Raw genomic sequence first — 18626 nt, 5'->3', positions numbered from 1 at the left:
GCACCGCGCAACGGCAGGCGGGGCGGATGCCGCCCCCGGGCGCCCGCGCGACCGGTCAGGCGGTGAGGCTCGGCGCCCCATCGGCCTCGGCGGCGCGGGCCAGGACCTCGGCGATGCGCCCGCGGCATCCGCCGCAGCCCGTGCCGGCTCGCGTGTCGCGCCCGACGCACTCGACGGTCGTGTTGCCGCACGCGGCCGACTCGTGGATGCGGCCGACGGTGACGCCGTTGCACCAGCAGACCGTCGCCTCAGGCGCGAACGCGTCGGCGTTCGCCGACGGGTCGTCGTCGGGCCCGTCGAAGCGCAGCAGCAGCGACCGGTCGGCGGGCAGCTCGGCGCGTCGCTCGAAGAGCAGCGTCAGTTCGGCCGCCGTCCGCGGCATCCCGACGCTCGCGAAGCCCGTGAGGATCCCGTCCTCGGTGACCATCTTCACGTAGCGCAGGTGCTCGGGGTCGGCCCACTGCGCGACCCGACGTCGTGGCGAGAGCGCATCGTCGTCCCACGGGTCGGCGGAGACGTCGCCGACCGCGACGACGTCGACGTGCTCGGCCTTGAGCATGACGATCGCGTCGCGCTCGGGCGGGAGCGGCGCGACGGTCGATCCGATCGCGGGTTCCGCAGCCTCGGCGGCGAACCGGGCCGCGAGGTGCTCCGCCTGGCGCCATCCCGGCCCGATGAGCCCGGACGGGGCGCCGGGGAGGATCCGGCGGCCGGCGGTCTCGTCGGTGCGCTCGACGACCTGTGCGCAGTCGCCGATGGCGAACACGTCCGGGTCGCTCCAGCTGCGGAGGTCGGGGCCGACGACGACGCCGACCGCGGTGCGGAGCCCGGCGAGCGTGGCGAGCTCGTTCCGCGGGCTCACGCCGCACGAGAGCACGAGGAGGTCGCCCCGCACCTGCTTGCCGTCGGCCGTGACGAGCATGTCGAAGCGGCGCGTGCCGTCGGCGTCGGTGCGGAAACCGATCGCCTCGGCGCGGCTGTGCGCGATGACCGTGATGCCGGTGCGACGGAGCGCCGAGCGCAGCACGTGCCCGCCGCCGCGGTCGAGGTTGCGCGGCATCGGATGCGGCCCGTGGTGCACGACGCACACCTGGGCGCCCGCGTGCGCGGCCGCGAGCGCGAGTTCGAGACCGAGCACGCCCGCGCCGAGCACGACGATCCGGCGTCGGCCGCGGACGGCCGCGAGCACGCGTTCGGCGTCGTCGAGGTCGCGAAGCGCGGTGACGCCCGCAGGCAGGTCGTCGTCGCGTGCGACGAGCCGGTCGGGGTGGCGCTCGAGGTCGGCGAGGTCGCGCCGCGGGCGCTCGACGCCGTCGAGCGTCGGCACGTTCGCGCGGGAGCCGGTGGCGAGCACGAGCCGGTCGTAGGGGAGCGCCTCGCCCGTCGAGAGGTGGACCAGGTGCGCGCCGCGGTCGATCCGCGTCGCCCGCACGCCGAGGAGGATCGCGGCACCGGCCGCCTCGGCGGTCTCGCGGTCGCCGACGAGCATCGCGTCGAGGTCGGCGTTGCCGACGGCGTACTCGGCGACGAGCACGCGGTTGTAGGCCTCGACCGGTTCGCCCGCGACGACCGTGAGCGCGACCGCGCCGCCGCGCACGGCGGGCAGCAGTTCCTCGACGAAACGCGCGCCGACGGGGCCGTAGCCGATGAGGACGATCCGGAGAGGGCTCATGAGTCGGCTCCCGCTTCGACGAGGCGCGTCACGCGCACGAGGTTGGTCTTGAACTCGGGCATCGACGAGATCGGGTCGACCGCGTCGGAGGTGAGCAGGTTCGCGGCCTGCTCGTCGCCGTAGTGGAACGGCAGGAACACCGCGTCGGGGCGGATGTCGGTGGTCAGCCGCGCGCGGCAGCGCACCGTGCCGCGTTCGTTCGCGACCTCGACGGGCTCGTCGTCGGCGATGCCGAGCCGAGCCGCGGTGGCGGGGTGGATGGCGGCGCGTGCATCGGGCTGGGCGCCGAGCAGTTCGGGCACCCGGCGCGTCTGCGCTCCGCTCTGGTAGTGCTCGAGGAGGCGCCCGGTCACGAGCGTCAGCTCGTCCGGCGACGGTGCCGGACGGGCGCCGGTTCGCGGTGCGACGGCGACCAGGCGGGCGAGCCCGTCCTCGTGGTGGAACCGCTCCGCGAAGAGTCGCGGGCTGCCCTCGCCGCCGCGCGGGAACGGCCAGAAGGCCTCGGCGCCGGAGTCGAGCAGCGCGTAGTCGATGCCCGAGTAGTCGGCGATGCCGCCCTCGGAGGCGAGGCGCAGTTCCTCGAAGACCGCCTCGGGGTCGGTGTCGAACCGCGCGGTCGAGCCGAGCCGGCTCGCGAGCTCGTGCAGGAGCCAGAGCTCGTCGCGTGCGCCGGGCGGCGGTGCGAGCGCCGGGCGGCGACGGATGACTCGTCCCTCGAGGTTCGTCATCGTGCCCTCCTCCTCGGCCCACTGCAGGACGGGGAGCACGACGTCGGCGAGCGCGGCCGTCTCGGAGAGCACGAAGTCGCACACGACGAGGAGGTCGAGGCGCTCGATGCCGCGTCGCACCTCGGCGACGTTCGGGGAGGAGACGACGAGGTTCGATCCGTGCACCAGCAGCGCCCGCACGCCGTCGGGCCGGCCGAGCGAGCCGAGGAGCTCGATCGCCGGCAGCCCGGGCCCGGGGATCTCGGACGGCTCGACGCCCCAGACCCGGGCGACGTGGGCGCGCGCGGCCGGATCGGTGATCTTGCGGTACCCGGGCAGCTGGTCGCACTTCTGCCCGTGCTCGCGGCCGCCCTGGCCGTTGCCCTGGCCGGTGAGGGTCCCGTAGCCGCTTCCGGGGCGGCCGGGGAGGCCCAGCAGCAGCGCGAGGTTGATCGCGGCGGTCGCGGTGTCGGTGCCGTCGACGTGCTGCTCGACGCCGCGCCCGGTGAGGATGTACGTCCGCCCGCCCGACGCGAGGCGGCGGGCGATGGCCCGGATCGTCGCGGCGGGCACGCCCGTGACCGACTGCACGCGCTCGGGCCACCACTGCGCGACGCTCCTCCGGAGTGCGGCGAACCCGGTCGTGCGAGCGGAGACGTACGCGTCGTCGACGAGCCGCTCGGCGATGACGACATGGGCGAGGCCGAGGAGCAGCATCAGGTCGGTGCCCGGCGCCGGCTGCACGTGCAGGCCCTGCCCGTCGTCGGTGAGACGCGCGGTCGCCGTGCGTCTCGGGTCGACGACGACGAGCCCGCCCGCCGCCTGCGCCCCGGTGAGGTGGCCGATGAACGGCGGCATGGTCTCGGCGACGTTGGTGCCGAGCAGGAGGATCGTCTCGGAGTCGTCGAGGTCGGTCAGCGGGAAGGGCAGCCCCCGGTCGATGCCGAAGGCGCGGTTGCCCGCCGCTGCGGCCGACGACATGCAGTACCGGCCGTTGTAGTCGATGCGGCTCGTGCCGAGGGCGAGCCGGGCGAACTTGCCGAGCAGGTACGCCTTCTCGTTCGTGAGCCCGCCGCCGCCGAAGACGCCGACGGCGTCGGCGCCGTGCTCCGAGCGGATGCCGCGGAGCCGCCCGGCCACGAGGTCGAGGGCCGCGTCCCACGTGGTCTCCCGCAGCACCCCGTCGGCGTCGCGCACGAGCGGCGACGTCAGCCGCGAAGGTGCGGCCAGCAGTTCCGCGGAGGTCCAGCCCTTCTTGCAGAGCCCGCCGCGATTGGTGGGGAAGTCGCGACCCGCGACCGTCACGGGCGCCGCCGGGGCGGCGCCCTGTACGGCCGGCGCGGCCGCGGCATCCGTCGGCGTCAGGGTCATCGCGCACTGGAGGGCGCAGTAGGGGCAGTGGGTCTCGGCTGCCATCTCGTCCTCCTGGGGTGCGTGTCGGTGGGGGGGTGGGGGCGAGCGGGCCGGGCGGTGAGGTCGCCCGGCCCGCCCGGGTCAGATCCGGTGTCCGGACCGCTTGGAGAGGGTCAGGTAGACGCCCGCGGTGATGAGGAGCATCACGGCGTACGCCCACACGAACCAGCTGAGGCCCGTCGTGTAGTCGCCGAACGTCGTCTTCGAGAGGCCGAGCAGCTGCGGGATCACGAAGCCGCCGTAGGCGCCGACGGAGGAGATGATGCCGAGCGCCGCGGCCGCCTTCCGCTGCGAGCTCACGTCGCCGGCCGACTCGTGCGCGTTCTGCGCACCCGCACGGAGGGCGAACACCGTCGGAATCATCCGGTAGGTCGAGCCGTTGCCGACGCCCGATGCCGTGAAGAGCACGAGGAAGAGGCCGAGGAAGAGCCAGAAGTTGCCGAGCGGCAGCGTCCAGACCACGGCGAGTGCCCCGAGCGCCATCACCGCGAACGCGGCGATCGTGATCTGCGTGCCGCCGAACCGGTCGGCGAGACGGCCGCCGTACGGGCGGGCGAGCGAGCCGACGAGCGCACCCATGAACGCGAGCGACAGGGTCGCCGAGCCGACGTGGAACGCGGAGAAGTCGGGGAACTGGTCGGCGATGAGCTTCGGGAAGACGCCCGCGAACCCGATGAACGAGCCGAACGTGCCGATGTAGAGCACGGCGAGGATCCACAGGTGCGGCTCCTTCAGCGCGGCGAGGGAGGCCGCGACATCCGCCTTCGCGTTCGAGAGGTTGTCCATGCGGAGCGCCGCACCGACCATCGCGATGAGGATGAACGGCACCCAGATCCAGCCCGCGAGCGGGAGGTTCAGCGTGACGGCCGCGCCGATCGTGATCGCGATCGGCACCACGAACTGCGCGACGGACGCCCCGAGGTTGCCGCCCGCGGCGTTCAGGCCGAGCGCCCAGCCCTTCTCGCGCTGGGGGTAGAAGTAGGTGATGTTCGCCATGGAGCTGGCGAAGTTGCCGCCGCCGAAGCCGGCGAGCGCCGCGATCGCGAGCATCACGCCGAAGGGCGTCTCGGGGTTCGCAACCGCGATCGCGAGACTGATCGCCGGGATGAGCAGCAGGCCCGCCGAGACGATCGTCCAGTTGCGGCCGCCGAAGCGGGGGACCATGAAGGTGTAGGGGATGCGGAGCGTCGCGCCCACGAGTGCGGGGATCGAGATGAGCCAGAACACCTGGCCCGTGTCGAACGCGAACCCGGCGGCCGGGAGCGCGACCACGACGATCGACCAGAGCTGCCACACGACGAAGCCGAGGAACTCGGCGAAGATCGACCAGCGGAGGTTGCGGGCGGCGATCCGCCGGCCCTCGCCCTCCCACTGGACGTGGTTCTCGGGGTCCCAGCCGTCGATCCAACGGCCCGGGCGGCGGGTGATCGCGCCGACGGGCGGCGCGTGCGTGGCAGGGGCCGCGGGGGCCGCTGCCGTGGGGGCGGACAGGGTCTCGGTCATCGTTGCCTCCGGTGGAAGTCGGGCTCTCGTCGAGCTGGTGAGGCGACGCTATCCACGCCGTGTTTCCCCGACCGGCGCGGGTGGTGAACTTCGTGTTCCCACCTGCTCACCTCCTCCGACGGCCGATGTGAGGTCATGGTCAGACGTCGATCCGGTAGCCGCGCTTGACCACAGTCGAGATGAGGCCGGGCACGCCGAGGGTCTGACGCAGGCGGCTCAGCGCGACCTCGAGCGCGTGCTCGTCGGCGGTGCCCGGCATGCCCGCGGCGAGGCGGTCGCGGGCGACGACCGACCCCCGGGCCTGGACGAGCGGCCGGAGGATCGAGAGCGCGACGGGCGGCAGGGCCACGCGGCGTCCGCGCACCTCGACGACCGAACCGCGCAGTGCGAGCGCGCCGTGCTGCGTCTCGAGCCGGACGACGCGCGTGTCCTCGAGGTGCTCGCACACCTGCCGGATCATGGCGCCCATCCGGAACCGGTCGGGCTGGAGGGGGTGGATCCCTGCCGCGACGAGCGGGGCGGAGGTCACGGGTCCGACGGTCGCGGCGACCACCGGTCCGCGCATCGCGTCGACGAGGTCGTCGTAGCGACCCCGGGCCTCGGCGGCCATGAGGAGCGCGTGCACGGCGGGCGCGCTCGTGAACGTGATGCAATCGAGGCCGCCCGTGCAGGCGGCCTCGATCAGGCGGTCCACGCGCTCGTCCGTGAGATCGGGGTCGATCCAGCGGTACGGCTCCACGGTGAGGACGCGATCGTGCGCGTCGCGGAGGCGGTCGAGGGCCTCCGGCGGCAGGTAGCCGTGCAGCTGCACCGCGACGGTGAGGCCCGCCGGGTGCGTCGCGAGCACCTCGTCGATCAGCGACTCGGTCGTCTCCTCGGCGCTCATGCCGACGTCGTCGAGCCCGGCCGCGCGGATGCCGCCGCGCGCCTTGGGGCCGCGGACCAGGATGGCCGTGCGCCCGAGCGCGCACAGGAGCTCGTCGCCGAGCCCCGCGGCATCCGCCACCTCGAACCAGCGGCGCACACCGTACGCGGTCGTCGCGAGCAGCACGTCGGGGCGGGCCTCGATGATCGCGCGCGTGTCGGCGATCACGGGTTCGTCGGAGCTCGCGTTCGCCATGCGGATGGTCGGCGCGTGCACGACCTGGGCGCCGCGGCGCACGAACGCGTCGATGAGGTCCGCGGAACGGCGGTCGCTCGTCACGCCGATCCGGAACCCCTCGAGCTGGTCGGGCCGGAACCCGATCGTCGCCTCGACCTGGTCGGTCATGTGCCCACCGCCGCGAAGCCGGCCGCGCGCTCCATCAGCTCGGCCGCGGTGCGGTCGCCGTCGTGCGCGAGGCGGACCACCTCGCCGACGACGATCACCGCGGGCGAGCTCACGCCGGCGAGTCCGGCCGCGGACACGATGCCCGAGAGGTCGGCGACCGTCGTGCGCTGGTCGCAGCGGAACCCGCGCTCGATGATCGCGACCGGCATCGAGCCGGCCATGCCGTGGCGCGCGAGGCCTGCGGCGAGCTGCGGCAACGTTCCCACGCCCATGAGCACGACGATCGTGCCGCCGAGGCCGGCGAGGTGCCGGAGCTCGTCGTCGCTGAGGGGCGCGTGCCCGGAGACGACCGTGAAGAGGCGGCTGATGCCGCGGTGCGTGAGGGGGATGCCGGCAGCGCCGGGCACCGCGACCGCGCTCGTCACGCCCGGGAGGACCTCGACCGGCACGCCGGCCCGGTGGCACGCGAGCACCTCCTCGCCGCCGCGTCCGAACACGTACGGGTCGCCGCCCTTCAGGCGCACGACGTTCCGGCCCGCGAGCGCGTGCGCGACGAGGAGCGCCTCGATCTCCTCCTGCGGCAGCGCGTGGTGGCCGGGCTGCTTGCCGACGTCGACGAGCTCGGCGTCGGGAGCGAGCTCGGCCAGGCGCGCGTGCGGTGCGAGCCGGTCGTACAGCACGACGTCCGCCGAGCCGAGTGCCCGGACGGCTGCCACGGTGAGCAGTTCCTCCCGCCCGGGCCCGCCGCCCACGAGGGTCACGCGCCCGGTCACGCGTCGGCCCCCCGGACCGGGATCGTGGGGCCGGCGACGAGGACCGCCTCGCCGCGGGCGATCTCGTCGGGCCGGGCCGGACGGAGCTGGCCGCGCTCCTCGACGCGCGCGAGCGCCGAGACCGCCGCGGCGTCGGGGTCGTCGGGGTCGGGGGCGTTCACGAAGGGCCGGAAGCGGCGCAGCCGCTCGGGGTCGGCGAGGGTGGCCGCCCACTCGTCCTCGTACGTGTCGACGTGCGTCGCCATCGCCGCCTCGAGCTCGTCGGCGAGGCCCAGCGAGTCGTGGACGACGACGTCGCGCACGTGGTCGAGGCCGCCCTCGATGTCCTCGATCCACCGGGCGGTGCGCTGCAGCCGGTCGGCGGTGCGGATGTAGTACATCATGTAGCGGTCGATGTACCGGATGAGCGTCTCGTCGTCGAGGTCGCTCGCGAGCAGCTGCGCGTGCGTCGGCTGGAAGCCGCCGTTGCCGCCGACGTAGAGGTTCCAACCTTGGTCGGTGGCGATCACGCCGACGTCCTTGCCGCGCGCCTCGGCGCACTCGCGCGCGCAGCCCGAGACCCCGAACTTCAGCTTGTGCGGCGACCTCAGCCCCCGGTATCGGAGCTCGAGGCGGATCGCCATCGCGACCGAGTCCTGCACCCCGTATCGGCACCAGGTCGACCCGACGCAGCTCTTCACGTTCCGCAGCGCCTTGCCGTACGCCTGCCCCGATTCGAACCCGGCGTCGATGAGCTGCTTCCAGATGTCGGGGAGCTGGTCGAGCCGGGCGCCGAACAGGTCGATCCGCTGGCCGCCCGTGATCTTCGTGTAGAGCCCGAAGTCGGTGGCGACCTGCGCGATCACGGCGAGCTTCTGCGGCGTGATCTCGCCGGCCGGGATGCGCGGCACGACCGAGTACGTGCCGTCCTTCTGCATGTTCGCCATCGCCCGGTCGTTCGTGTCCTGCAGGCCGCCGCGGCCGCCGTCGAGGATGTACGAGCCGTGCTGGGCGGCGAGCACCGACGCGACGACGGGCTTGCACACGTCGCAGCCGCGCCCGGTGCCGAGCCGGCCGATGATCTCCTCGAACGATCCGAGCTCGAGCACCCGGACGGACTCGAAGATCTCCTGCCGCGAGATCGGGAAGTGCTCGCACAGCGCGCGCGAGACGGCCTGCCCCGACTTCTTCAGCTCGGCCTCGAGCAGCTTCTTCACGAGCGGCACGCACGAGCCGCACTGGGTGCCCGCGCGGGTGCAGGCCTTGAGCGGTCCGAGCTCGGCGCACCCCTCCTGGTGCTCCGCGTGCGGGCCGTTCACCGCGTCGCGGATCGTGCCGGCGGCGACGTTGTTGCAGGCGCAGACGAGGGCGGATGCCGGGAGCTCGTCGCCCGCGGGCGCCTCCATGCCCGACGCCGACAGGTACGCGGCCGGCTCGCCCGACAGCTCGGTGCCGAGGAGCGGCCGGAGCGAGGCGTACGGCGAGGCGTCGCCCACGAAGATCCCGCCGAGCAGGGTCTTCGCGTCATCCGTCATGACGAGCTTCTGGTACATGCCGCGTGCCGGGTCGGCGTACACGATCTCGAGGGCCTGGTCGGTGCGCGCGAGCGCGTCGCCGAAGCTCGCGACGTCGACGCCCGCGAGCTTCAGCTTCGTCGCGTCGTCGACCGTGGTGAACTCGGCCGCGCCGCCCAGCAGGCGGTCGGCGACGACCTCGGCCATCGCGTTCGCGGGGGCGACGAGGCCGGTGCAGCGGCCCTCGAAGCTCGCGACCTCGCCGATCGCCCAGACGTGCGGGACGGATGCCGCGCAGCCCGTGTCGATCGCGACGCCGCCGCGCGGTCCGAGCTCGAGCCCCATCGCCCGAGCCAGCTCGTCGCGTGGCGTGATCCCGATCGCGAACACGACGAGATCGGCGTCGACGCGGCGGTCGTCGGTGAGCTCCACCCCCACGACGCCGCCGCTGCCGGTGAGCACCTTCGCGGGGCGGACCCCGAGGTGCAGGTCGATGCCCTGGCCGGCGATGATGCGCCCGAGGGCGCGGCCCGCGCCCTCGTCGAGCTGCGCCGACATCAGCCAGGAGCCGGAATGCACGATCGCGGCGTGCGCGCCGAGCTTCGCGAGGCCGCCCGCGGCCTCGAGGCCGAGCAGGCCCCCACCGGCCACGACCACGCGCGGGGTGCGGCCGAGGCGCTCGGCGAGGCCCTGCGTCTCCGCGACGAGCGCGTCGACGTCGTCGATCGTGCGGTACACGCGGATGTGCTCGCTGCCCGGGATCGCCGGCACGGGTGCGCTCGAGCCGGTCGCGAGCACGAGCTCGTCGAAGCGGAGCTCCAGGCCGTTCGCCGTCGTCGCGACGCCGGCCGCGGCATCCACGTCGGTCACGCGCTCGCCCGTGAGCAGGCGCACCGAGCCGACGGTCCAGGGCGTCGGGGGCAGGGCGAGGTCGGCCGCGGTGTCGGCGAGCCGGGTGCTCAGCGCGACGCGGTCGTACGGCGCGTGCACCTCGTCGGCGACGACGGTCACGCGGAGCGTGCGGCCGCCGTCGCGGGCGTGCAGGCTGTCGGCCAGTCGGTGGGCGGCGGGCCCGCCGCCGACGACGAGGACGTCGCGCGGGGCGACGGCGTCGATCTCGGTGTCGTTCATGGCTCCTCCGGTCCTGGGTTGCCGGCGAGCGTACGGCGACGCGGTTTCGCTCCTGTTTCGGGGCCGTAACACAACTGCTCGGAGACCTTGCATGACGCCGTGCGTCGTGTGAGGGGGGTTTCACCCGTGCGAAACACCGCCGGCGCGACCGGTGAAACATGCGGCCCGTAGCGTCGCCGTCACCGAGGAGAGGAAGCCGCACATGACGTCGACCATCGAACTCACGACCGACTGGGTCCCCGCCTGCGGGGTCGCCGACCTCGAACCCGGGTGGGGCGAGGTCGCACTCGTCGGCGCCCGGATGGTCGCACTCGTGCGGGTCGACGGCGACGAGGTGTACGCAGTCGACCACCACGACCCGCACACGGGCGCGCCGGTCATGGCGCGCGGCATCGTGGGCTCGCGCGGCGACCGGCCGACGATCGCCTCACCGCTGCACAAGGAGGTCTACGACCTCGGCACGGGGGAGTGCTTCACCGATCCGTCGCTGGGGCTCCGCACCTACCGCACGCGGGTCGTCGGCGGGATGATCCAGGTGGAGTTCGACGACTGAGAGTGCGGGGAGCCGTCAGCCGCGCTGCGTGAGCACGATCGGGTCGCCGTCGGTGATCGCGACCGTATGCTCGGAGTGCGCACCGCGCGAGCCGTCGACGCTCCGCAGGGTCCAGCCGTCGGGGTCGGTGAAGATCCGGTCGGTCCGGTGCAGGAACCACGGCTCGATCGCCACGACGAGTCCGGGCTTCAGCGGCAGCCCGCGACCCGGGCGCCCGTTGTTCGGGATGTGCGGGTCGCCATGCATGGTGCGGCCCACGCCGTGCCCGCCGAAGTCGGTGTTGATCGAGAGGCCCTCGGCCTTGGCGACGTCGGCGATGGCGCGCGAGATGTCGCCGATGCGGTTGCCCGCGCGGGCGGCGGCGATGCCGGCGTCGAGCGCGCGCTGCGTCGTGTCGATGAGGCGGAGGTCCTCCTCGCGCGGCGTGCCGACGACGATCGAGACGGCCGAGTCGGCGACCCAGCCGTCGACCGACGCGGCGAAGTCGAGGCTCAGCAGGTCGCCGTCCTTCAGCCGGTAGTCGTGGGGGAGGCCGTGCAGGACGGCGTCGTTCACCGACGTGCAGATCACCTTGCCGAACGGGCTCGCGCCGAACGACGGGTGGTAGTCGATGTAGCAGCTCTCGGCGCCGGCCTTCCGGATCATCTCGTGCGCGAGCGCGTCGAGCTCCAGCAGGTTCACGCCGACGGCCGCGGCCTTCGACGTCGCCTCCAGCACGCTGGCGACGAAGCGGCCCGCGGGACGCATCTCCTCGATCTCGGCGGGGGTCCTCAGTTCGATCACGCTCATCCTCTCCGCATCCCATTCTGGCGGCTCCGCCCTGAGTGAACACCCGGCCGTCCCCCAGTCACCGGAAGTACGCTGGGCGCATGCTCATCCGACGCGGGTTCCACCGGTGGCAGTTCGCCGCCGCGATCGTGCTCCCGGTGTGGCTGCTCATCGGCTACGCGATCTTCGGCTCGAGCGGCTGGGGCGTGCTCGGCCTGATGTTCGCCACTCCCGTCGCGTTCGTCATGCTCGGCGTCGTCGCCCTGCTCGTGGCCGCGCGGCCCGACGTGCGTCGCGACCGTGCAGTGGCCTGGTCGGATGTCGCAGTGCTCGGCGCCTGGCACCTGCTCATCATCGCCGCGGGGTTCTACGGCCCGACCGGCATCACCTTCGCCGTCCTCGCCATGGTCGGCGGCATCGCCGCGTTCTGGTACGCGGTCTGGCGGCTCCTCCGCGACGGCGCGCGGCGCGTCCGCGCGACGATGGACGAATACGAGCGACTGGTCGCCGAGGGCTCCTCGCCGCAGGGCGTCGGCGGCGACGCCCGACGCGCGCCGGCCGACGACGCCGGCGAGGTCATCGTGATCCGCGAGGAGCGGCACTGGGAGGAGCGGCAGGGCTGACCCTCCCGCGTTCCGCGCGGCGCCGCAGCGAGGCATCCGTTCACCGCTTTTGGCCGGGAGCGACCCGATCTGGCAGAATGGTTGTTTGTGCCGTCGCATGGCTCTGCCTCCGGGGAGCCCGCACGTCGCGAGTGATCGCGCGAACGGCGCCGAACTCTTCTTCCAATCAGATCCGCGTTCGACCGGTGGCGGGCGCAGAGAGCGAACCATCATGCACATCCTCGACCACGTCGACGCCGCGAGCCTCCGCTCGGACATCCCGGACTTCCGCCCGGGCGACACCGTCAAGGTGCACGTCAACATCATCGAAGGCACCCGCTCGCGCATCCAGGTCTTCCAGGGCGTCGTCATCGGCCGCTCGGGCGAGGGCGTGCGCGAGACCTTCACCGTCCGGAAGATCAGCTTCCAGGTGGGCGTCGAGCGCAAGTTCCCGGTCCACTCGCCGGTGATCGACCACATCGAGGTCGTCACCCGCGGTGACGTCCGTCGCGCCAAGCTCTACTACCTGCGCGAGCTCCGCGGCAAGAAGGCGAAGATCAAGGAGAAGCGCGAGAACTGATCGGCCGCGCGCCGTTCCGAACGCGTCATCCGCTCGAGCTCCTCACCCCTAGACTGGGGCGGGGAGCTCGAGCCGTTTCATGACTGAAGACACACGTACTGAGCGCGACGAACGCGCCACCTCCGGGGCGTCGTCGCGCCGCCGGAGCACCCTGCTGTTCCTCCGCGACCTGGTGGTGATCTTCCTGGTCGCCGTGCTCGTCTCGTTCCTCATCAAGACGTTCCTGATCCGGTCGTTCTTCATCCCGTCGCAGTCGATGGAGGAGACGCTGATGCAGGACGACCGCATCATCGTCAACCAACTCGTGCCCGAGGTCACGCCGATCGAGCACGGCGACGTCGTCGTGTTCAAGGACCCGGGCGGATGGCTGCCCGCGCGCGCCGACGAGGCGCGCCCGCCGCTCGTGGCGGTCGTCGACGGGTTCCTCGCGTTCGTCGGCCTGTCGGCGCCCGACTCGAACGACCACCTCGTCAAGCGCGTCGTCGGCCTGCCCGGCGACCAGGTCGCGTGCTGCAACGCGCTCGGCCAGATGACGGTCAACGGCGTGCCGCTCGACGAGCCGTACGTCGCGCTTCCGCCCGGCGAGACGAAGGTCTCGCGCGACGACTTCGATGTCACGGTGCCCGACGACTCGCTCTGGGTCATGGGCGACAACCGGTACAACTCCAAGGACTCCCGCTACAACACCGAGACGCCGCTCGAGGGCTTCGTGCCGATCGAGAACGTCGTCGGCCGCGCCGTGGTCGTGAGCTGGCCCATCTCGAACTGGGCCTGGCTCGACAACTACCCCGAGGTGTTCGCGGGCGTCGACGAGGCGGCTGGCTGACGTGCCGCCCGCCGGGGTGCCGACGCTGCGGTTCGAGCGCGACCTGCTGGCCGGAGGGGCACCCGTGGTGCTCGCGTGCGACGAGGTCGGTCGCGGGGCGCTCGCGGGGCCGGTGACGGTCGGCATCGTCGTCATCGACGCGACCGTGAAGCGGATGCCGGCGGGCCTGCGCGACTCGAAGCTCCTCCCCGAACCGAAGCGAGAACTGCTCGCTCCGCGTGCGGCGTCGTGGGTCCTCGCGTCGGCGGTCGGCGAGGCCAGCGCCGACGAGATCGATCGCCTCGGCATCATGGCGTGCCTCGGCCTCGCGGGCGCCCGGGCGTTCGCCGCCCTCGGCGTCGATCGCGCGCTCGTCGCCGGCGCACCGCTGGTGCTCGACGGCAACTACGACTGGCTCAGCCAGTCCATCGAGCACCGGGCGCAGGTCATCACGCGCATCAAGGCCGACCGCGACTGCGCGTCGGTGTCCGCGGCATCCGTCATCGCCAAGGTGCACCGCGACCGCGGCATGCGACGGGCGCACGACGAGACGCCGCTCTACCACTGGCACGAGAACAAGGGCTACTCGAGCGCCGCGCACTTCGCCGCGATCGCCGAGCACGGGCCGAGCGCGCTGCACCGGCGAACGTGGCTGCACGACCGGTCGCCCGAACCGGCACCGTCGCTGTTCGACCTCGAAGTAGGATGATCCACGATGGATGAGGACGAGTTCGACGACTACGACCGTGAAGTGGAGCTCGCGCTGTACCGCGAGTACCGCGACATCGTCTCGCAGTTCAAGTACGTGGTCGAGACCGAGCGGCGCTTCTACCTCGCGAACGAGGTCGAACTGGTGCGCCGCGACACCGAGCACGATTTCTACTTCGAGCTCTCGATGAAGGACGTCTGGGTCTGGGACGTCTACCGCGCCGACCGCTTCGTGAAGTCGGTGCGCGTGCTGACCTTCAAGGACGTCAACGTCGAGGAGCTCGCGACGCGCGAGTTCGAGCTGCCGAAGGACCTCGCGCTCGAGGAGTAGCGGCTCGGCGAGCCGTCCTCCACCGACGTGGAATCGGCGGCTCCGGTCACGGGTCGGCAGCGGGCTGCCGACGGGTCCGCGCAGGGCCGCGACGCTGGGGCCATGGCCCACAACATCGAACTCGGTCGACGCGGCGAACTGGTCGCGGCCGAGCACCTCGAGGCGCGCGGCATGCGCGTCGTCGACCGCAACTGGCGCTGCCCGCACGGCGAGGTCGACCTCGTGCTGCGCGACGGCGACTGCACCGTCTTCGTCGAGGTGAAGACCCGCACCGGACCGGCGTTCGGTCACCCGTTCGAGGCGATCACGGCGCAGAAGCTGGCGCGACTGCGCCGACTCGCGCTCGCCTGGTGCGAGGAGCACGACCACCCGACCGCGCAGATCCGCATCGACGCCGTCGCGGTGCACGCGCCCGCCGAGGCGCCCGCCGTCGTCGAGCACCTCGAGGGGATCGCCTGATGCCCGTCGCACGGACCCGGGCCATCGCGCTCGTCGGACTCGCGGGATCGGTCGTCGAGGTCGAGGCCGACCTCTCCAGCCAGCTCCCGGCCTTCGTCATCATCGGGCTGCCCGACACCGCGCTCGGCGAGGCCCGCGAGCGCGTGCGCTCCGCCGCCACGAACGCAGGCTGCGCCCTGCCGGCACGTCGCCTCACGGTCAACCTCTCGCCCGCCGCACTGCCCAAGCACGGCTCGGCCTTCGACCTCGCGATCGCGATGTCCTGCCTGGCTGCGGCCGGCACGGTCGACGCGCAGTCCGTGTCCCGGTTCGTGCACCTCGGCGAACTCGGACTCGACGGTCGCCTGCGCCCGACGCACGGCATCCTCCCCGCCGTGCACGCCGCGGTGCGAGCCGGCCACGAGCGGGTCATGGTGCCAGTGGCGAACGCGGCAGAGGCGCGACTCGTGCCCGGTGTCGAGATCGTCGCCGTGGCGACGCTCCGAGAGGCGGTCGTGCGGCACGGCGGGCGCCCCGGGCCCGAGCCGGTCCGGCTCGGAGCAGCGGTCGAACCGCACGACGCCGCCATCACGGCGGTCGCCGCACCGGTGCCCGAGGGCGACCTCGCCGACGTCATCGGCGGCGAGGAGCCGATCGAGGCCCTGCTCGTCGCGGCGGCCGGCGGTCACCACCTGCTCCTCACGGGCCCGCCTGGCGCGGGCAAGACCATGCTCGCGTCGCGACTGCCCGGCATCCTGCCCGATCTCTCGGCCGAGGCAGCGCTCGAGGTGGCCTCGCTGCGCTCGCTCGCCGGGCACCCCGTCGGCGAGACGCTGTCGGTGCGACCGCCCTTCGAGTCACCGCATCACACTGCGAGTTCCGCGGCAATGGTCGGCGGCGGGAGCCGGGTCATCCGCCCGGGAGCCGCGGCCCGCGCGTCGCACGGCGTCCTCTTCCTCGACGAGGCTCCCGAGTTCCCCGCCAGGGTGCTCGACGCGCTCCGCCAGCCGCTCGAGTCGGGCCGGATCAGCATCCACCGGGCGAACTCGGTCGCGACTTTCCCCGCGCGGTTCCAGCTCGTCCTCGCGGCCAACCCGTGCCCGTGCGGGGGCGGCGACTCGCCCGACGAGGGGTGCGCCTGTCCGCCGGCCACCAAGCGCCGCTACTTCGCGCGCATCTCCGGACCGCTGCTGGATCGGGTCGACCTGCGGTTGTGGGTCCACCGCGTCACCCCGACGAAGCTGATGATGGATCGCGATCGCGTCCGCGACCCCGGCGCGAGCCCGCCGGTGACCTCGCGCGAAGCGCGCGAGAAGGTCGTGCGTGCCCGTGCCGCGGCCGCTCGGCGCCTCGCCGGCACCCCGTGGCGCACCAACGCCGAGATGCCGGGACCGTGGCTGCGCGGCGAGGGCGGCCTGCATCCCGGCTCGACCGCGACACGCGCACTCGACCTCTCGTTGGAGCGGGGCGGCGTCACGATGCGCGGCTACGACCGCGTGCTGAAGGTCGCGTGGACGATCGCCGACCTCGACGGTGTCGAACGGCCGACCGGCGAGCACGTCGGTCGGGCGCTCGCGATGCGCATGGGCGCGGCGGCATGAGCGCCGGCACCCTGAGCGAACTCGCACATCGCCTGGGTGACGCGCTCGCCACGGTCAGGCCGGCCGCGGCGACCGAGGATTCCGCGTCGAGCGCTCCCGTCGAGTCGGTCGCCACGGCGCTGCTCGGCTTCGTCTCCGAGCCCGGCGACGGCGTGCTCGGCCGGCTCGTCGGTGCGCTCGGCGTCGGCGGTGCGGCGAACGCGCTGCTGGAGGGTCGGTCGGGGACCGTCATCGCTGCGCAGGCCGCCGACGGCCTCGGCCCGTCAGATGCGCCGAGCGCGCGCGAGGTCGCCGCCGGGCTCGCACGCTGGAGGCCGCGACTCGACGAGGACGCGTTCGCGCGCTCGATCGCGCAGGCGGCGCGCGTCGGCGCACGGCTGCTTCTTCCGGGTGACGCCGACTGGCCGGCCGGAGTCGACGATCTCAGGGCGCACGCGCCTCTCGCGCTGTGGGTGCGCGGTCGACCCTCCGCGCTCACCGAGCGGCCCTCCCTCGCCCTCGTGGGCGCCCGGGCCGCAACGGGGTACGGCGAGCATGTCGCCGTCGAGGCGGCTGCCGGCCTCGTCGATCGCGGGCTCGCCGTCGTCTCCGGCGGCGCGTACGGGATCGACGGCACCGCGCACCGGGCGGCGCTCGCGGCGGCCGGAACGACGGTGGCGTTCCTCGCCGGCGGCGTCGACCGCTTCTATCCCGCCGGGCACGAGACGCTCCTCGGCCGGATCGTCGAGACGGGTGTGGTCGTCTCCGAACTCGCATGCGGAGCCGCGCCAACGCGCTGGCGCTTCCTGCAGCGCAACCGGTTGATCGCCGCCTCCTCCCACGCGACCGTCGTGCTCGAGGCGGGGATGCGCTCGGGTTCGCTCAACACGGCGGGTCACGCGGCGGCGCTCGGGCGCCCGCTCGGGGCGGTGCCCGGCCCGGTCACGAGCCCCGCCTCCGCCGGGTGTCACCGGCTGTTGCGCGAGTTCGACGCCGTGTGCGTGACGAATGCCGCGCAGATGGCCGAACTCGTCGCGTCCGTCGCCGCAGGCGCGAGCGTCGGCGGCGAAGACGACGGCAGCGGCGGCGCGGCCGAGGCGGCGCTGCCGCGCGCGCTCGAGGTGCTCACCTCGGCCGAGCGGCGCGTGCTCGACGCACTCGGGACCCGCCGAGCACGTGCCATCGGCGAGCTCGTCCGTGACACGGGCCTGACCCCGGGCGCGGTCATGGGCGCACTCGGCGCGCTGGACGCCACGGGCCTCGCAGCCCGGTCCGGGGAGGGCTGGGTTCGACGACCCCCCGGATGAGGCCTCGGTGCGACGGGGCTCGTGGTTCTAGGCTGGCCGCGGAGGTACACATGGATCACCCTCGACTCGGCAGGTACCCCGCGGCACGTCACGTGATCGCGCACCTCAGCGATACGCATCTCCTCGAGGGCGGGGCGCCGCTCGGCGGGCGTGCGGACACCGTCACCAACCTCGACCGCGCGGCCGAGCAGCTCTCCCGGATGGTCGGCGGGCTCGACGCGATCCTCGTCAGCGGCGACGTCGCCGACCTCGGCGAGGAGGACGCGTATCGTCGCGTCCGCGCCACGCTCGAACCCGTCGCCGAGGTGACCGGTGCCCAGCTGATCTGGGTCATGGGCAACCACGACGAGCGCGAGCCGTTCCGACGGGTCCTGCTCGGCGACGAGAGCGGCGACGACGGCCCCGTCAACCAGATCATCGACGTCGACGGCCTCCGCGTCGTGGCCGTCGACTCGAGCGTGCCCGGCTACCACCACGGCATCCTCGAGGCGGAGACCCTGGACTGGCTCGACGCCGTGCTCGCGGAGCCTGCCCCCAACGGCACGATCCTCGCGCTCCACCACGCACCGATCGCCACGCCGCTGGCGTTGATGGACGTGCTCGAACTCCGCAGGCAGGACGAGCTCGCAGAGGTGCTCCGCGACCGCGACGTCCGCGCGATCCTCGGCGGCCACCTCCACTACCCGACGCAGGGCACGTTCGCCGGGGTCCCCGTCTCCGTCGCCGGTTCGCTGGCGTACACGATGGACCTCTCCGCGCCGGCGCGGCACCTCGTCGGCATCGACGGCGGCAGGTCCTTCTCCCTCGTCCACTGCTTCGACGACGCGGTCGTGAGCTCGGTGGTCCCGGTCGGCACGTTCGGCGAGATCACGAGCTTCGGCGAGCAGTTCCTGGCAGAGGTCGAAGCGCTCGACGAGGAGGGACGCCTCGATCGCTTCTCGCGCAAGCGCGAATGGGTGACGGATGGCTGAACCGGCGCGGGCCGGCACGAC

The 18626-nt window shown here is 73.2% G+C and carries 17 protein-coding genes; 10 read left to right on the top strand and 7 right to left on the bottom strand.

All coding sequences use genetic code 11. The features are described from left to right. Positions 1–55: 55 nt before the first annotated feature. From GJ743_RS12600 to nirB, 6 genes are all read right to left on the bottom strand, one after another. Positions 56–1672, bottom strand: a complete 1617-nt coding sequence (locus tag GJ743_RS12600) for an NAD(P)/FAD-dependent oxidoreductase (RefSeq protein ID WP_155052226.1) — start codon at positions 1670–1672, stop codon at positions 56–58. Further along, the gene (locus GJ743_RS12595; RefSeq protein ID WP_155052225.1) at positions 1669–3795 is read right to left on the bottom strand and encodes a molybdopterin oxidoreductase family protein; all 2127 of its coding nucleotides are present in this window, start codon (positions 3793–3795) and stop codon (positions 1669–1671) included. Before GJ743_RS12595 ends, GJ743_RS12600 begins: the two co-directional genes overlap by 4 nt. A gap of 78 nt (positions 3796–3873) precedes the next feature. Continuing rightward, entirely contained in the window at positions 3874–5295 is a 1422-nt protein-coding gene (locus GJ743_RS12590) for an MFS transporter (protein ID WP_155052224.1), read from the bottom strand. Positions 5296–5434: 139 nt separating this feature from the next. Beyond that, positions 5435–6565: a uroporphyrinogen-III synthase gene (locus GJ743_RS12585; protein WP_155052223.1), complete on the bottom strand. Its 1131-nt coding sequence runs from the start codon at positions 6563–6565 to the stop codon at positions 5435–5437. After that, positions 6562–7338, bottom strand: coding sequence for a uroporphyrinogen-III C-methyltransferase (gene cobA, locus GJ743_RS12580; RefSeq protein ID WP_328289149.1), 777 nt, complete (start codon positions 7336–7338; stop codon positions 6562–6564). The genes GJ743_RS12585 and cobA overlap by 4 nt, the downstream gene beginning before the upstream one ends. Next, the gene (nirB, locus tag GJ743_RS12575; RefSeq protein WP_155052222.1) at positions 7335–9962 is read right to left on the bottom strand and encodes a nitrite reductase large subunit NirB; all 2628 of its coding nucleotides are present in this window, start codon (positions 9960–9962) and stop codon (positions 7335–7337) included. The genes cobA and nirB overlap by 4 nt, the downstream gene beginning before the upstream one ends. 202 nt (positions 9963–10164) lie before the next feature. On the opposite strand from nirB, the gene nirD reads away from it, so the two are divergent. Next, the gene (nirD, locus tag GJ743_RS12570; RefSeq protein WP_155052221.1) at positions 10165–10515 is read left to right on the top strand and encodes a nitrite reductase small subunit NirD; all 351 of its coding nucleotides are present in this window, start codon (positions 10165–10167) and stop codon (positions 10513–10515) included. A gap of 15 nt (positions 10516–10530) precedes the next feature. On the opposite strand, the gene map is transcribed toward nirD, so the two are convergent. After that, on the bottom strand, positions 10531–11298 hold the full coding sequence (gene map / locus GJ743_RS12565; RefSeq protein WP_328289166.1) for a type I methionyl aminopeptidase: 768 nt from the start codon (positions 11296–11298) through the stop codon (positions 10531–10533). A gap of 86 nt (positions 11299–11384) precedes the next feature. On the opposite strand from map, the gene GJ743_RS12560 reads away from it, so the two are divergent. The 9 genes from GJ743_RS12560 to GJ743_RS12520 all read left to right on the top strand — a co-directional run bounded on the left by GJ743_RS12560 (position 11385) and on the right by GJ743_RS12520 (position 18605). Further along, positions 11385–11906 carry a hypothetical protein gene (locus tag GJ743_RS12560; protein WP_155052219.1) on the top strand — a complete coding sequence of 174 codons (522 nt, stop codon included), beginning with the start codon at positions 11385–11387 and terminating at the stop codon, positions 11904–11906. Between the two features lie 211 nt (positions 11907–12117). Continuing rightward, the gene (rplS, locus tag GJ743_RS12555) at positions 12118–12465 is read left to right on the top strand and encodes a 50S ribosomal protein L19 (protein WP_155052218.1); all 348 of its coding nucleotides are present in this window, start codon (positions 12118–12120) and stop codon (positions 12463–12465) included. A gap of 79 nt (positions 12466–12544) precedes the next feature. After that, a complete protein-coding gene (lepB, locus tag GJ743_RS12550) occupies positions 12545–13291 on the top strand; it encodes a signal peptidase I (protein WP_155052217.1) in 747 nt (248 codons plus the stop codon). 1 nt (position 13292) lies between these two features. After that, a complete protein-coding gene (locus GJ743_RS12545; RefSeq protein ID WP_328289148.1) occupies positions 13293–13979 on the top strand; it encodes a ribonuclease HII in 687 nt (228 codons plus the stop codon). 6 nt (positions 13980–13985) lie between these two features. Beyond that, positions 13986–14309 (top strand): DUF2469 family protein, encoded by a 324-nt coding sequence (locus GJ743_RS12540; RefSeq protein ID WP_155052215.1) that lies wholly within the window; start codon positions 13986–13988, stop codon positions 14307–14309. Between the two features lie 102 nt (positions 14310–14411). Then, positions 14412–14768, top strand: coding sequence for a YraN family protein (locus GJ743_RS12535; protein WP_155052214.1), 357 nt, complete (start codon positions 14412–14414; stop codon positions 14766–14768). Beyond that, positions 14768–16348 carry a YifB family Mg chelatase-like AAA ATPase gene (locus GJ743_RS12530; protein ID WP_155052213.1) on the top strand — a complete coding sequence of 527 codons (1581 nt, stop codon included), beginning with the start codon at positions 14768–14770 and terminating at the stop codon, positions 16346–16348. The genes GJ743_RS12535 and GJ743_RS12530 overlap by 1 nt, the downstream gene beginning before the upstream one ends. Further along, positions 16345–17634 carry a DNA-processing protein DprA gene (gene dprA, locus GJ743_RS12525; protein ID WP_155052212.1) on the top strand — a complete coding sequence of 430 codons (1290 nt, stop codon included), beginning with the start codon at positions 16345–16347 and terminating at the stop codon, positions 17632–17634. The genes GJ743_RS12530 and dprA overlap by 4 nt, the downstream gene beginning before the upstream one ends. A 50-nt stretch (positions 17635–17684) precedes the next feature. Further along, on the top strand, positions 17685–18605 hold the full coding sequence (locus GJ743_RS12520; protein WP_155052211.1) for a phosphodiesterase: 921 nt from the start codon (positions 17685–17687) through the stop codon (positions 18603–18605). The last annotated feature ends 21 nt before the right edge of the window (positions 18606–18626 follow it).

The organism is Agromyces bracchium (assembly GCF_009709675.1).
In the GTDB taxonomy this organism is placed as follows: Bacteria; Actinomycetota; Actinomycetes; order Actinomycetales; family Microbacteriaceae; genus Agromyces; species Agromyces bracchium.
Note: the sequence above shows the minus strand (reverse complement) of the source record. Positions and strands in the feature narration are given on the sequence as shown.